Annotated in this window: 10 protein-coding genes; 6 read left to right on the top strand and 4 right to left on the bottom strand. The window is 42.9% G+C overall.

What is annotated here, in order from left to right:
* The first annotated feature begins 117 nt into the window (after positions 1–117).
* Positions 118–3,420, top strand: coding sequence for a two-component regulator propeller domain-containing protein (locus AAG747_RS04075; RefSeq protein WP_346819856.1), 3,303 nt, complete (start codon positions 118–120; stop codon positions 3,418–3,420).
* A 230-nt stretch (positions 3,421–3,650) separates the two neighbouring features.
* Positions 3,651–5,543 carry a M1 family metallopeptidase gene (locus AAG747_RS04080; protein ID WP_346819857.1) on the top strand — a complete coding sequence of 631 codons (1,893 nt, stop codon included), beginning with the start codon at positions 3,651–3,653 and terminating at the stop codon, positions 5,541–5,543.
* Positions 5,544–5,612: 69 nt separating this feature from the next.
* Here AAG747_RS04080 and AAG747_RS04085 read toward each other — a convergent pair whose 3' ends face one another.
* The 4 genes from AAG747_RS04085 to AAG747_RS04100 all read right to left on the bottom strand — a co-directional run bounded on the left by AAG747_RS04085 (position 5,613) and on the right by AAG747_RS04100 (position 8,501).
* Positions 5,613–6,359, bottom strand: coding sequence for an SOS response-associated peptidase (locus AAG747_RS04085; protein ID WP_346819858.1), 747 nt, complete (start codon positions 6,357–6,359; stop codon positions 5,613–5,615).
* A gap of 277 nt (positions 6,360–6,636) precedes the next feature.
* Positions 6,637–7,173 carry an inorganic diphosphatase gene (locus AAG747_RS04090; RefSeq protein ID WP_346819859.1) on the bottom strand — a complete coding sequence of 179 codons (537 nt, stop codon included), beginning with the start codon at positions 7,171–7,173 and terminating at the stop codon, positions 6,637–6,639.
* 146 nt (positions 7,174–7,319) lie between these two features.
* Positions 7,320–7,880 carry a DUF4251 domain-containing protein gene (locus AAG747_RS04095; RefSeq protein ID WP_346819860.1) on the bottom strand — a complete coding sequence of 187 codons (561 nt, stop codon included), beginning with the start codon at positions 7,878–7,880 and terminating at the stop codon, positions 7,320–7,322.
* A 96-nt stretch (positions 7,881–7,976) separates the two neighbouring features.
* On the bottom strand, positions 7,977–8,501 hold the full coding sequence (locus AAG747_RS04100) for a rhodanese-like domain-containing protein (protein WP_346819861.1): 525 nt from the start codon (positions 8,499–8,501) through the stop codon (positions 7,977–7,979).
* Positions 8,502–9,049: 548 nt separating this feature from the next.
* Between AAG747_RS04100 and AAG747_RS04105 the strand changes: the two genes are divergently transcribed.
* The 4 genes from AAG747_RS04105 (at position 9,050) to frdA (ending at position 15,451) form a co-directional block, all read left to right on the top strand.
* A complete protein-coding gene (locus AAG747_RS04105) occupies positions 9,050–9,667 on the top strand; it encodes an NUDIX hydrolase (RefSeq protein WP_346819862.1) in 618 nt (205 codons plus the stop codon).
* A gap of 22 nt (positions 9,668–9,689) precedes the next feature.
* Complete coding sequence (locus tag AAG747_RS04110) at positions 9,690–12,014, top strand: WG repeat-containing protein (protein WP_346819863.1); 2,325 nt, start codon at positions 9,690–9,692, stop codon at positions 12,012–12,014.
* Positions 12,015–12,310: 296 nt separating this feature from the next.
* A complete protein-coding gene (locus AAG747_RS04115) occupies positions 12,311–13,234 on the top strand; it encodes a DnaJ C-terminal domain-containing protein (RefSeq protein ID WP_346819864.1) in 924 nt (307 codons plus the stop codon).
* Between the two features lie 468 nt (positions 13,235–13,702).
* Entirely contained in the window at positions 13,703–15,451 is a 1,749-nt protein-coding gene (gene frdA, locus AAG747_RS04120) for a fumarate reductase (quinol) flavoprotein subunit (protein ID WP_346819865.1), read from the top strand.
* The last annotated feature ends 1 nt before the right edge of the window (position 15,452 follow it).

Genomic DNA, 15,452 nt, shown 5'->3' on the forward strand with positions numbered 1-15,452 from the left:
TAGTATTATTGCTAATGATAAGACTAAAATTCATGTGGCCTTCATCAGTATATCTCTTAAATATTTGATTTTCAAAAGCTGTGAGCGCATATTAGGGGAGGGAATTTACATGATCATATGGGTAAGCACTGGAAATACCTGGGGATACTAATTTATCTTGTTTGCAGTAATTTGGTTTGGGGACAACAGATCGATCAGCAAACTAAATTCACCAATTATTCTACTTCTAACGGCCTGTCCAATGCCAATATCAATGCTATTAGTGAGGATACTATGGGGTTTATATGGCTGGCGACTGAGGATGGATTAAACCGCTTTAATGGGAATAGCTTCAGGAAGTATGTTCATGACCGGAGTGATTCTTTGAGTTTGCCTTCCAATGTGGTATACAAAGTTTATCATGACAGCCGGCACAGGATGTGGGTAGGAACTTTGGAGGGCTTATCCTTATACAATCCTGAAGTAGATGGGTTTATCACCATTCCGGACATCGATCCGCAACCGGGCGTCAGGGATATTTACGAAGACCAAAACGGACTTTTGTGGTTGTTTTGTGACTCTGGAGGCACTTTCCGCTTTGACCCTCTCAGCGGTGAAGTCTTGCATGTGGTTTTATCGGAAGTTACCGGAGCCTTTGTGCACGCCTTTCTGCAAGATGCTAACGGGAACTATTGGTTTGGCACGGAAAAAAAAGGTATTTACATCTACAACCGGAATTTGGAGCTCATCCGGCATTTGCATCTCAAAGGTGGAAAAAATGACTGTTTACCAGACAACCAAATCAGAACTTTATATTTGGATGAGGAGTCCAACATCTGGTTAGGAACGGGAAGTCACGGAGTGTTAAAATATACCCCTGCTGAAAACCGCTTTTCCTCTTTACCTCCTTTTTTACCTCTGGATATCACACAAGTAAATGATTTTGTGCAAGATGCTCAGAAAAATATCTGGATTGGAACGAACAACGGGTTGTATCGATATAACACTGTAGAAAATACCTTGTCTGCTTTTCCCAGCGACTATCAAGTAGGTCAACTAAGCTCTAATATAATCAATGACCTGCATTTGGATCAATACGAAAATTTGTGGATCGGTACGAAAATCACAGGCGTGGATTTGTTGCCCCTCCATGCCCAGGTTTTTCAGAATTATACGTTTAATCCCTACTCCTCAAACTCATTGAGTTATGCTTCCGTTTTGGCCTTTGCTCAAGAAGGGAACCAAGGGCTATGGATTGGAACTGACGGAGGGGGGGTGAATTTTTTCGATGGGGAAAAATATACGCATTTCCGGCATCAGGTTCACGATTCTACAAGTTTAAGCGGAGACAATGTACTATCCCTTTTGAAAGATCGAAGAGGGCGTTTGTGGGTCGGTACCTATCAAGGAGGTTTGAATGTCTACCAAGATGGAAAATTTACCCGGTTTAAACACGATCCGGTAGACTCCACATCACTGGCCAGTGATGTGATTTGGGTCTTATACGAAGATTCCAAAGGAAGTATTTGGGTAGGAATGGATGGGGGAGGAATAGATGTATTGGACCCTGAAACTTTGCAGTTTCATAATCTTGGCAAAAGCTCCAACAAAAAGAACTATATACGAAGTGTACGTGCAATTATCGAAGGACAACAGGGCTATCTCTGGGTTGGGGCTTTAAGTGGGCTATACCATATTTCATTGGATGACCGTGTACTTACGCGCTTACAACCGGAACGGCTGCACCCGGAGTTGGAAAAGAACATGATACTTAGCATTTTGCCAGACTCTGTAGGGAGCCTGTGGGTAGGAACGTATGGAGAAGGCTTATATCATTACTTCCCTGCTCAGGACAGTGTCTATCTAATCAATCAAAATTCGGGCTTGCTATCTAATATCATTTACACAATCCAAAAAGATGCTCAGGGATACCTTTGGGTTTCTTCAGACAAAGGCTTGTCATGGATTGATCCGAGTACAGGGAAAATCGCGAATTTTACAACACAAGACGGGCTGGGAGAAGACTATTTTAATATGAATGCCAGTTTTACGGACAATACAGGACAAATGTATTTTGGAAACAGAAGCGGGTTTGTGGTATTTGATCCGGCAGCTATTCAAATTACCCGTAGGCCAGTCAAAGTGTTATTCAGTGATTTTTGGCTAGCCAATCAAAAAGTATTACCGGGCAGGCATCCGGCCTTTGAGAAGCATATCGCTTATACGAAGCAATTGTCCTTGAATTACAAAGATAATATGTTTTCCATAGGCTATGAAGGAATCAATTTTGTACAGAAGTCAGCTTTAACTTATGAATACAAATTGGAGGGGTTTGATGAGAAATGGCAATACGCAGGCAACCAACAAATGGCCACCTATACTAATTTGGACCCGGGCACCTACGTATTTAAAGTAAGAGCCGTGTCTCCCTCTATTCAAAAACCACAAGTAGCGCAAGTAGGTATTGTCATCCGGCCACCTTGGTGGGGCACATGGTGGTTTAGAGTGCTATTACTTACAGTATTGTTGTTGGGTTTGTTGTCCTTTTATAAATTGCGAATGCGCCTGTTAAAACAACAAAACCAATGGCTGGAAGAGAAAGTAGAAAGCCGTACGGCTGAAATACAAGCAAAAAACCAGGAGATTGTCCGGCAGTCGTTGGAGTTAATGGAAAAAAATGAGGAAATTCTGGCTTTGAATGCCCACCTGGAAGACTTAGTGCAAAAGAGAACTTTTGAGTTGAACCGCGCAAATAAGGAATTGAGAGATATCAACAATGAACTGGAAATCTTCCTTTACCGCTCTTCTCATGACTTTCGCAGGCCACTGAGCACCATTATGGGGCTTAAAGCACTGGCCGATGTCTATTTGAATGATCAAGCTCTGTCTAAGGAGATTTTTGACAAGATCAATTATACCGCCATCAACATGGACAATATGTTGCAGAAGTTGTTGATGGTTCATGAAGTGACATTGCAATCCGATTTCAACCATGAAATTAGCCTCAAACGGGTGGTTGAAGAAATCATCCAGGATTTGCAAAAAAAATTGAAGCGGCATGAAGCAGACATTCGGTTGGACATTCCCGAGGGAGCATGCTTCCTTTCGAACAAATACATTGTAAAAATTATCTTGAAAAATATTATCGAAAATGCCCTTACCTTTACGCAAATTGTGCGTCAACAGGCTAGTATTTATATTTCGATGAACAATGGGGATGGCTACATCAATCTTTCGTTTGAAGACAATGGCATTGGCATCCACCAACAGGTTTTACCTCATATTTTTGAAATGTATTACCGGGGCACGGATAAAAGTCCGGGCAATGGCTTGGGATTATATGTGGTACAAAAGGGAGTGGATAAGCTGAACGGTAAAATACAAGTGGTCAGTGAGTATGGAAAGGGCAGCTGTTTTAAAGTGTTTATCCCCATGGTATAAGCCTTTGACGGTCTTTGAAAATGATTTTCTTAACAGTTGATATTGCTGTTTATTTACTCCCTGACTATATGCCTATAGGCACTAACGATTACTTTCCCCTGTGATAATCCCTTCTGAAAAAGAATTTAAATTTGTTGAACAAGGCAGTTTTTAGTATCTACGCAAGATTTTTGGCGTTTTGCCTAGACGCAACAGACGAAAAACTATTTTGGTCAAATAATTCATTAGAAATGAAAATTTACAACACATTTAAAGTCTTGTTTTTAGCTTGGGGAATTCCCTTGATGGCTTATGCCCAGGCGAATTCCCGTTGGCAACAGCGGGTCGAGTATCAAATGGAGATTGACTTCGATGTTCAAAAGCACCAATTTAAAGGAGAGCAAAAACTGACTTATTTTAACAATTCTCCGGACACCTTGCACAAAGTGTTTTATCATTTGTATTTCAATGCCTTTCAACCCGGGAGTATGATGGATGTACGGTCCCGTACAATTGCCGACCCTGACAGACGGGTGCAAGACCGGATCTACCATTTGAAAAGTGATGAAATTGGTTACCATAACGTTCGGAAACTGACACAAAATGGGAAAGTACTTCAGTTTTCAACAGAAGGTACCACGTTGGAAGTGACCTTGGCAGAGCCTGTTTTACCAGGAAAAAAAGTCGTGTTTGAAATGAGTTTTGAAAGTCAGGTGCCTGTACAAATCAGACGTTCCGGACGGATGAACAAAGAAGGAATTGACTATACGATGACCCAGTGGTTTCCCAAAATGGCCGAATACGATTACCAAGGGTGGCATGCAGACCCCTATATCGGAAGGGAATTTCATGGGGTTTGGGGCGACTTTGATGTGAAGATCAATATTGATTCCTCTTATGTGTTGGGAGGAACAGGGGTTTTGCAAAATCCGCAAGAAGTAGGACACGGCTATCAAATGCCTTTTAAGAAGTTGAAAAGACCGGCTTCTCAAAAGTTAACCTGGCATTTTGCCGCGAAAAATGTGCACGATTTTGCCTGGGCGGCTGATCCCGATTACCAACATGTCAAATACAAAGTAGAAGGTGGGCCGGAGTTGCACTTCTTGTATCAAGAGGATTCTTTAACCAAAAGCTGGAAGAAGTTTCCGGAATATATGGGGCGTTTTTTCCAGTTAATGGGTGAGCGCTTTGGCAAGTATCCTTATGCCCAATATTCCTTTATTCAAGGTGGTGACGGAGGCATGGAATACCCTATGTGTACCATGATTACCGGTCATCGCAAATTGGAAAGCTTGGTAGGGGTAGGGGTACACGAAGGCGCCCACAGTTGGTTTCAGGGAATGTTGGCGACTAACGAAGCGCTGTACCCTTGGATGGACGAAGGCTTTACCAGCTTTGGAGAAGCTTATGTGATGGACAAATTGTTCAAACGGAATTTGCCTAACCCTTATTTCAAAAGCTATTTAGGGTATTTCCGGATGATTGAATTGGACATTCAAGAGCCGATGTCTACCCATGCAGATTTTTATAAGAAAAATGCTACGTATGGGATCACCTCTTATAACAAAGGAGCGGTATTTTTGGCTCAATTGGAATACGTAATAGGAAAAGAAGCTTTTGATAAAGGAATGCTTCGCTATTTCTATGAGTGGCGTTTTAAACACCCAAATATCAATGACTTTATCCGGGTGATGGAGAAAGAATCAGGCTTGGAATTGGATTGGTACAAAGAGCAATTTGTCAATAGTACCAATACCATTGATTATGCTATCAAATCAGTGATGGACAATGAAGGAAACAAGACCCTGGTGAGCTTGGAAAGAGCAGGTGAGATGCCTATGCCTTTGGATATTGTGGTGACTTTGAAAAATGGTAAAAGAGAATATTACTATATCCCTCTGCGGATCATGCGGGGTGAAAAGCAGGAAACCTTATTCAACATGGAGAGAGTGCTCAAACCGGATTGGCCATGGACGTATCCTGAATATAACCTGAGCCTGCCCTATAGCTTAAGTGAAATAGAAAGCATCGTGATAGACCCAACGTATCGCTTAGCGGACTTCAACAGGACTAACAATGTTTATCCGCTGGAGAATAATTCTGTGAAGTTTTATGATGTTTCCGGAGAAGAAGTGAAGCCCTAAAATACCATTGAGTAAATAAAAAAGGAATAAGGCCTGCGCCATCGGTGCAAGGCCTTATTTTTTGGAATATCAGGCAGATAAACCATAATTGATTTTCGTACTATACGCCCTTAAATAAGTCTCCATGGTTGCGGAAGTGTACAAAGGGTTGCCAATGGGTTTTAATACCTCGGCAGTATTGTTGGCCGCGCTGTTTACCAATTCTGATATCGGAATAGCATTCATGGATTCAGGGGCATAGGGTTTAAGCCATTTGGTAATAGAGCGTAAATTTCGGGTTTGCTGGCTGAGCCAATCACAATGGGCCTCTTTGGGCAGTATGACAGGCATCCTGGGGTTGATGACCTCAATACGATAGTTAGACGGAACGGAAATAATACTGAAGCTGTGTAGGATTTTTCCGGTCATAGGGCTGCGCCAGGTATCCCACAGTCCGGCCATCGCCAGCAAACTGTGGTCCTGAATATAAATGAAATACGGTTGTTTTTGTCCGCTTCCGGTATATTTCCATTCGAAATACCCGTTGGTCAGTACCAGGCAACGTTGCCGCCGGATAGGCATCTTAAAGGAAGCCTTTTCAGTAATGGTTTCGGCCCGGGCATTGATAGTATGTTGCGCAATACGAGGATCTTTGGCCCAATGGGGAATCAACCCCCAACGCATAAACTGCAGCCGCTTAGGTGATAAATTGGTGATGACGGGCAAGTGATACCCGGGAGCTGCATTATAACATGGGCTTACATTGGAATCTACTCTCACGGCAAATTCTTTTTCGATTTGCTCTTTGTCGGATAGTATAGCGTATCTGCCACACATGGTTTTTAGTCTTTTAAATTAAAAAAATGAGGGTTGATACTATGGATTAATGGATAATTGGTTTTAGTATCAAATTCTATGTTGAAGATACAATAGCAGATCGTAAGGGATTTACGACATGAAATGTTGAGAGATTTTTTTTCAAAAAAAGTAAAAAAACGGAGAGAACTCTCCGAACTGAGATGTGTGAACATGGTTAGGGGAGAGAGGCTGAGCTCAGGGAGCAGAGGTGGGAGAAATAAAAAAGGTGAGCCGGAAAGCTCACCTTTTCGGTATTTTAGTTACCGAAAGTTTTTTTGTACTGTTCAATTCCTTCATTTAAAATCTGGATGGCCACTTCACGGCTTTGAATTTCTTCTACGACTACCGTTTTGTTCTCCAGCTTTTTGTAATCCTCAAAGAAGTTTTTCAACTCTCTTCGAAAGTGGGTCGGCATTTCAGAGACATCTTTGATATGTGATACACTCATATCCGTATCCGCTACAGCGATAATCTTATCATCGGCATCACCTCCGTCTTGCATCCTCATTACCCCGATGATACGGGAAGGGATAATACAGAAAGGCTCAAGCGAGATTTGAGAAAGGACCAAAATATCCAAAGGATCATTATCCTCTCCTAAGGTTTGAGGAATGAAGCCATAGTTATGAGGATAGTAGTGAGCGGAATATAATACTCTGTCCAATTTCAGAATCCCGTTCTCTTTGTCCAACTCGTACTTCGCCCGCGAACCTTTAGGGATTTCAATAATACCGTTTACGATTTCTGGAGCCTTGTCCCCGGTTGGAATATCATGCCAAGGATTATATTTCATCGTTTATCGTTTTAAATTAGATTTTACATACCCGGCAAAAATAGAAGATGCAATGGCATTGCCCATACTAAATCCGAATTATTTTGCTCCTTTTTGCAAAGATTAAGTTTGTCCCGACAAGGAAGATGCTGCTATTTCCTACCGGATCAATAGCTTGTGCTACCTTTATATACCCTGGATTTATCGAGAGATACGACTTGCCCTTTGAAGGAAAAACGCCCCCCGAAGCTGCCTCGGACGGTTGATGTGGCATTGCCATTGGGCATTACACTCATGCCAATGGTTAAAAATCCCGAAGAGGCTCCCGATATGCGGAGGTCTACGGCAATAGAGTTTTTTAATTCCTTGATTTCTATATGATTGACCCGCCCCTCTAAAGTCACTCCTCCTATGCCATTCCAACCGACAATGCCGTCAAAGGCAAACTGAATCACGGCATTGGCAGAGTCCACCGATATAAAATTAGTGGCAGAATTCATAGGATAACTGTTGCTATAGCGGTCGTAGAGTGTATGGGCTTCTAATGCAAACTTTTTTTGCCGTAGCATTTCCAGCATTTCTTGCTTCCGCTCTTGCATCTCCTTTTGTTTTTGTTCTTTTGCTTCGCGTTTGGTGATCTCTTTTCCTACATAGTCGTACTGTTTCTTAGCGCAGCCTAAGAGCAATCCCATTAAGCCCAAAAGCAAAAGTAGTTGGCTGAGTTTCATCGTTTTTGAAGTTTAATCTGAGTTATTAATAAGAGAATGATTGGGTTCTGTTTCAGGAAACTATTGCTGGTTATACAAAGTGAACTTTGCTCCCTTTTAGGGGTCTTGTAGCTCGTAAACTTTTTGCCCTTCTGTAAGCCATATCCCCCATAGCCTGTCATAGGCATGTACCTTTCTAGTAGGATGACCCTGTTTGTCTTCAATAGGTTGGTGTTGATTCACCCATTCAAATATCCCTCCATACAAGTTAAAGACCTTTTGGTAGCCCTGTTGACGAAGCTTTTGAGCGATTTTTTCACTGCGGTAACCCACCGAACAGTAGACAATAATAGCCTGCTCTTTGGGCAGATCTTGTATGACTTGCGGAGTAAAGGCATCATATCCCACCCACTTTGCCCCGGGAAGGTGGCTGACTTCAAATTCATCTCTCGTCCGGCTATCCAGAAAAGTCACCTCCCTGAGTGCCCGAGCTTCCCGTACACTTATTTCCGGCACACGGTGTTCAAGCAACTGGTCCAACATAAAGGCATATGCCTGCCGCTGTACTCTTTGTGCATATCCCAACGTCACCAGCCCCAGGGCCAATAGCAATAGGAAAATCCTTTTTTGTATGACAAGCATCTGTAAGTTGAATCTTGGGTATGACAGTATAACAAATCTTTAGGAGTTGTGAATCATTTTTTTCCACAATCAAAATTAGAAAAGGAACTGTTATTGAAGTGAATTAACCTTTTTCTTTTTCCTGAAAATGTTTCAAAAACGCCTCCTCTGTGTTACTTTTTGAAAAGACTAGCCAAAGCTATTGTTTTCAAAAAGTGCCTTGATGAACCGATTTTGACTCCATTTTCGATCAAAAACTATAAGTTGAAACCACTTCATTTTCTAAAAATCAGGGCCAAGCAAAGGGTTCTTTGCAAAAAAAACAGGATAACTGTCACATGGGTTTTGGCAGAGTCCAATGGAACCTCAATATAATGTAATATTACCACTTTTCATCATAGACATCATACCTTTCGGAGTACTGTTGGTGAGTTTCTTGCAGGTTTTCTCAGGGATAAGTCTTAATTTGGCAGTTTAAATTTTATATGAAACCAGGAGGCTTTTATAGCTTAGTACCTGTAAAGGCTGGGGTTTATTCATTTTTATTCAACTAAACTTTCAATTCTTCCATGAGGATTTTTGTCAATGAGCATACCTTCAACATCTTGGACGCTTCTCAACAAGCAACTCTTACCGGGGACGAATATGTGTTGGGGAAAGCGGATGCTCAACAAATATGGACACATTATGAAATGGCCAAAAACGGAACTCTGAGAGGGGGAGCCAATATGGTGTTTTTGGTGGACGACTATGACAAGGTAATAGAGCAAATTCATACATTTTTTACTTTTATTGACGCAGCGGGAGGGATTGTGCTTCAGCAAGATAAGTTGCTTTTTATGAAGCGAAGAGGTAAGTGGGATTTGCCCAAAGGCAAAGTGGACGAAGGCGAAAGCATTGAAACCGCAGCGACCAGAGAAGTAATGGAAGAGTGTGGGGTACAAGTGGAGTTACAAGACAAATTGGGGAAAACGTATCATACCTATACTCAGAATGACCAGGACATTATCAAATGTACACATTGGTTTTTGATGAATTGTGTGGAAGATAGCCAGATGCAACCACAGGTAGAGGAGGATATTGAAGAACTCCGTTGGTTCGATCGCACACAAGTGGAAGCCATTGTATTCAATAATACATTTCAATCGATCAAAGAAATTTATGAGGTATATATTGCTAAACACTAGCCTTATTTTCTTTTTTCTGTGGATGCTCCCTTTTTTACTGCAAGCACAAACGGCTCTGGTTCCCAAGCAATCTGACAATGGCAAATTTGGCTATGTCTATGACGGGGAATCAGCGTATGTGATTGAAGCGAAATTTGAGGAAGCTACTCCGTTTACTAACAAAGTAGCCATTGTAAAAACGGCTTCGGGATATGCCTTGATCAATGCCAAAGGCAAAATGCTGACAGAGAAGTTTTACCAATACATCGGATGGACCGATAACGATAGTATTGAGAATAATTTTTATGAAAAATACATAGGCTTTAAAGAAGAAGATAAATGGGGGATGATGGATGTAAAAGGCAAAGTCCATTTGCCCCGGGAGTACGCTTCTTTGAGTTACTTTCAACAGGACATGGCCAAAGTGAGTTTGCCGACTCGCAGCCTCCCTTTGTACGGAATCATCGACTTAAAGGGAAACTATATCATTAAGCCGCAATTTCATGATATTCAACTGTTTTTTGCCAAAGGAATACACAAGGTATTGCTTGACCGGGACGAGCGAAAACGCTATGGGCTGATTACCCCTGAGGGGGAAGTCGTGTTGCCGGCAGCTTTCTATGATATTCAGAAAATTACCGATCACCGCCTGGCGGCCAAAGATGAATCGGGCAATTGGGGGGTTTATAATTTGCAGGGAGAAATGCTGTTTCCGCACCGGTTGACCGAATTGGTGGAATTGCGGGGGGATACCTTGGTGGGCAAAAAGCAATTCTGGTATGGAATGCTTTCTATCAAGTCCGGAAAAACCTTGATCGATTTTATCCATAAGGAAATTCGTTGGGACGAAGAAAAGGCTGACTGGCAAGTCAAACCTTATTCCCGTTTTACCTTGATTAATCTCCAGGGAGATTCTTTGAACAGTTGGTATTACGACCGTTTGCGCAATATTGAAAAGGGGGTTTTTGAAGCCCGGCTGAACGGGCAAACCGGCTTGGTCAACCAAAAGGGTGAGTTTTTTGTCAAGAAAGGCAAGTACGATCAGATTAGAGATTTTAAAAATGGCATTGCCATAGTACGAAAGGGCCGGAAATTGGGCGTCATCAATACTTCCGGAAAAGAGATCCTTCCGGTTGCCTTTCCAAAAATCAGCAAGGACCCTTCCGGTTTGTTACGGGTAGTCACGGATGAAGGAAAAGTAGTCATGTACAATACGAACGGACACCGCATCAGCGATCCTTCGGTAGAGTATATCGGAGATTTTACAGACGGAATGTACCGGATAAAACAAAGAGGCTACTGGGGGTACTATGATGCGCAGTTCATTCCTGCCATTGCACTGCGTTACAAAGCCGCTTCCGACTTTAAAGGAGGCTATGCAGCCGTAACCATGGATAGTTTGTACGGGGTAATCAACAAAAAAGGAGAGTGGGTGATCCGGCCGGTAGTGGATTCCATTCAAGTGATTAACGAACGGTTATTTCTGGTGGAAGACAACGGTTATTGGGCGACTGTTAACCCTGAAGGAGTCGAACTGTATTTGGGATATGATGATTATCAAGTGCGAGAAGACGGACTGATAGAAACCCGTAGAAATACGTCTTGGGGTTTTCGTTATGGTTTAATCAATGACAAAGGGTACCGTACCCTGCCCAATGAATTTGATTCCGTATCTGCTTTTCAAGACAGTGTGGTATATATGTATAAAAAGGAACAGTGGTGGTTTATGGATATATACGCAGATGAAGTTCCTCCGTCAGATGCTTATACGTATTTGGAGGAGATCAAAAAGCCTGCGGAACAATTTGCTCCTGCCCGCTTACACGGTCGCTGGGGCTTTGTCGATCATTTAGGAAGAATTCGGGTGCAATTGCGATACGATGAAGTGGCGTATTTTTCGGAAGGCTTGGCTCCTTTTAAAATCAAACAGCGCTGGGGATATGTAAACAAACATGATGAAATCGCTATTCAACCCCGTTATGAGAAAGTGTACCCCTTCAAAAACGGCCGGGCTTTGGTGGAAGACAGAGGGCAGTTGGGGCTGATTACTCAGAAGGGCAACTTTGTATTACGCCCAGGCTATGAAGAGATCCGGGAAACGCGTCATGGCAACTGGCTGGTCAAGCAAAAGGGAAAATACGGAGTATACGATGCGAAAGCCAGCAAAGGGATTTACCCGAAATACGAGGAAGTACAGGACCTGGACAACGGCTTTGTGATTTGTAAACGCAATGGAAAATTTGGGCTGGATACCATGGAAGGCCTGACAGTAGAATTTCCGCATTACCATGCAGTGCTATATAACCGCTTTGATCAGACCTTTTTCTTAAAAACAGAACAAGAACCCTTTTGGGCTCGCCTGAACTAAACAACCGTGTACCTGATATACTGCCTTAGGTAAGTGGGATACGATTAATTGACCGGAAATTTCCTGACAGGATTTCCGGTTTTTTATATTGGACTGTCAGAAAAACAGGAAAGGTATTTTATTTGTAATGATTTTTGGAGAGGCATACAACTGCCACTGAACGGTGAAATTTTAAATAAAGTAAAAAATCACAGAGAGAGGGGAAGAGGATGTAATGAATGCTCTTGATAGTCAAATAGATAGCAGGTCAACCCTTAAGCCCTCCTCAATCCTTTTATTAACTGTGTGATAATATCATGGACTATAAAGATTACTATAAAATATTAGGGGTAAATAAAAACGCAAGCAAGGAGGAGATTAAGAAAGCATACCGGAAGCTGGCTGTAAAGTACCATCCGGATAAAAACCAAGACAATAAAGCGGCCGAAAGCAAATTCAAAGATATTACGGAAGCTTACGAAGTGCTTGGGGATGAACAAAAACGGAAGAAATACGATATGTTAGGCGCAAATTGGAAACAGTTTGAAAATGCCGGAGGAGGGTATGAATGGTCGTCTCCGTTTGGTGGTGGGCAAGCGGGAAGTGGCGGTGGATTTGAAGACTTGTTTGGCGGGGGCTTTTCTGACTTTTTCCAACAGTTTTTCGGAGGTGGAGATGGAAGACAACAACAAAGGGGAAGAACAGCAGGTGTGCCCGGAAATGACTATGAAACTACCTCCGAATTACATCTGAACGAGGTGTATTTGGGTACCAGTCATATCTTAAATATCAATGGTGACCGCCTGCGAGTGAAATTTAAACCCGGAATCAAGGATGGAGAGCGCTTGCGGATCAGGGGGAAAGGCGCGCCCGGAATTAACGGAGGCCCGGCAGGAGACTTGTATATTAAAGTGAAAGTGCAGCCTCATCCGGGGTTTCAACGCCAAGGGGATGACTTGCAGGTAACGGTAAAAGTGGATTTGTATACGGCAGTGTTGGGTGGCAAAATTGCTATTCCTTCCTTAAAAGGAAGTATGCAAGTAAACTTGCCCAAGGGCTCCCAAAATGGAAAAAAAATACGTTTGAAAGGATTGGGTTTGCCTAACTACAAAGATAATTCGGTAAAAGGCGATTTGTATGCAAATATAGAAGTGCTAATTCCTAAAAATTTGAGTCCGGAAGAAGAAGAATTGTTCAAGCAACTGGCGGCCTTGCAAAAGCACAAATTTCAGCAAGTCTAAAAAATTAACATATGAAGGAGAATGGAACGAAAACCATTCTCTTTTTTTGTTTGCCAGATATAAACAGGGTGGTTTGTCAGAAAGGCGGGGAGGTGCGTGGGTTTGGTGGGAGGAAGCATCTTTCTGACTAGCATTTTTTTGCTTACTTTTTTGTGGCAATGACAAAAAAGTAAGTGATAGGTGAAACTCTTGGTTGTCATGTGGGATGATTTGACAAAGCGAAATGAATAGCATATTTATTTCCTTTCAAGAATTTCTTTGTAAGAGAAAAGTTAACCTTCTGAGTGTGAAGCTTATTATACGGCTCTTATTCGTTTTTCCTCCTTTACTTCCATCATTTATTTTTTTATATTGTAAGGACAAATACCAACCGGATTTACTTACCAGGTAGCCTGCCTTTTTATACAAAGTAATCGTATGACCACTTTGTGACTAGCTCATGGACTTTTCCATTCAATGTTGAGCTTTATGGACCCAACACTACAAACCTGTGATGTATTGATTCTTGGAGCTGGGGGGGCAGGCTTGCGGGCAGCCATTGCCGTGGCAGAAACTCACCCTGATATTTCCGTGGGAATCGTAAGCAAAGTATATCCGATGCGCAGTCATACGGTATCGGCTGAAGGAGGAGCGGCAGCGGTGATTAAGGACAATGATTCTTTGGAAAACCATGCCTATGATACCATTTCGGGAGGCGATTGGATGTGTGACCAGGATGCGGTCGAGTTGTTTGTAAAACAAGCACCCACGGAGATGCTTCGCTTGGAACACTGGGGTTGCCCTTGGAGCCGGGAAGCCAACGGAACGGTGGCGGTGCGGCCTTTTGGAGGAATGAAAAAACAACGGACCTGGTTTGCTGCGGACAAAACCGGGTTTCATATGTTGCACACACTCTTCCAAACCTCACTGAAGTACCATAAAGTAATACGCTTTGATGAATGGTATGTAACCAGTTTGTTGGTGGAAGAAGGGAGATGTCAAGGGGCGGTAGTGATGGAAATTGCCAGCGGGAAAGTAGAGGCCCTCCGGGCAAAAGCCGTAGTGATTTGCACCGGAGGGGCAGGAAAGGTTTTTCCTTTTACCACCAATGCCAATATCAAAACAGGTGACGGAATGGCCCTGGCCTATCGTGCAGGGGTTCCGCTTAAAGACATGGAGTTTGTGCAATACCACCCTACGGGTTTGCCGTTTACCGGAATTTTGATTACCGAAGCCGCCCGGGCAGAAGGAGGGTATTTGCTCAACAAAGAGGGGTACCGCTATTTACAGGATTACGATTTGGGAAAGCCCGAAGCCAAACCGGTTTTGCGATCTATGGAATTGGGGCCTCGTGACCGGCTTTCACAAGCCTTTGTCAAAGAACAGGAAAAAGGAAGAACCTTACAAGGTGCCTACGGACATTATGTGCATTTGGATATCCGGCATTTGGGTGCCAAGTTAATCGATAGCAAATTGCCCTTTGTACGCGAACTTTGCTTGAAATATGAAAATCTGGATCCTATTCAGACCATGATTCCCGTGCGGCCGGTGGTGCATTATATGATGGGAGGAATACATACGGATATTCATGGCGCAACACCTTTGCCCGGGCTATATGCGGCCGGGGAATGCGCTTGTGTCAGTATCAATGGAGCCAATCGCTTGGGCTCCAATTCCTTGACAGAATTGTTGGTTTTCGGAGCCATTGCCGGGAAATCCGCAGCCGAATTTGCTCTGTCCCAGCCCGGATTTAGCGAAAACCTGCCAAGCCTTGCCGCAAAAGAATTCAAACGCTTGGAAAAATTGTTTTTCAAGAAAAACGGAGGGGTAGAAAACATCGCGGACATCCGTGAAGCCATGCAAAAAACCATGGAAGAAGGTGTGGGAATTTACCGGGATGAAAAATCCTTGTTGGCCTCCCAAACAGAAATCTTCAATTTGCAAGAGCGATTTAAACATGTTCGCCTTTCCGACAAAAGTCAGGCATTTAATACCGAACGGGTTGCAGCGCTTGAGTTATCCTGCCTCTTGGATGTAGCGGAAGCGGTAATCCAATCGGCCGTTTGCCGGAAAGAGTCCAGAGGCTCTCATCAGCGAATTGATTTTCCTCAACGCGATGACAGGGAGTTCCTGGTGCATAGCCTGGCCTACAAAAAGAAACATGCTATTCCGGAAGTAGATTATGTTCCGGTCACTATTACGCGTTGGCCACCGGGCGAGCGCATTTATGGAAGGTAAA

Origin of the sequence: Rapidithrix thailandica (assembly GCF_039710355.1) — a bacterium.
In the GTDB taxonomy this organism is placed as follows: domain Bacteria; phylum Bacteroidota; class Bacteroidia; order Cytophagales; family Flammeovirgaceae; genus Rapidithrix; species Rapidithrix thailandica.